Genomic DNA, 759 nt, shown 5'->3' on the forward strand with positions numbered 1-759 from the left:
TAGTACAAACACGATTTCCCGTCCTTAGGCTAATCGAAGATTAAATTTCTAATGAGAATTAGAAATATGGAAAGATCGCGCGTTTATTTCATTCAAAAGGAAAGTTGTTAACAACTTTATTCCATCGTTAACTACTTTTCCCTATGAATAGCGGCTGTAAATACGGCTAGCTCATCACTCAACTGTTACTGATTTTGCTAAATTACGTGGCTGATCCACATCGGTACCTTTAATCAACGCAACATGATAACTAAGCAACTGCAAAGGCACAGTATATAAAATCGGCGCGACGATCTTTTCACAATGTGGTACGTCTAGTACTTTCATGGTGTCATCACTTTTGAAGTGTGCGTTTCGATCAGCAAAAACATACATCAAACCACCTCTTGCACGTACTTCTTCAACGTTAGAATGCAGTTTTTCTAGAAGCTCATTGTTCGGTGCAACAACAATGACTGGCATGTCTGCATCGATAAGAGCCAATGGGCCATGCTTTAATTCGCCTGCGGCATAAGCTTCAGCGTGAATATACGAAATCTCTTTAAGCTTCAGTGCACCTTCCATCGCAACCGGGTATTGATCACCACGACCCAGGAATAAACTGTGGTGCTTGTCAGCAAAGTCTTCCGCCAATTCGGCTATTTGCTTATCCATATCCAAGCTTTGTTCGATGATTGAAGGAAGTGCCTGTAAGGCCTCAACGATCGAAGCTTCCGTTTCGGCTGGCATATTTTTGTTCTTTCCAATAGCGACGACAAG

Annotated in this window: 1 protein-coding gene; it reads right to left on the reverse strand. The window is 41.8% G+C overall.

Annotated elements, in window-relative coordinates:
- Positions 1–174: 174 nt before the first annotated feature.
- A partial coding sequence (locus A3735_RS07170) for an SIS domain-containing protein (protein ID WP_156499491.1) occupies positions 175–759 on the reverse strand: 585 nt, incomplete at its 5' end.

It is taken from the genome of Oleiphilus sp. HI0061 (assembly GCF_001635675.1).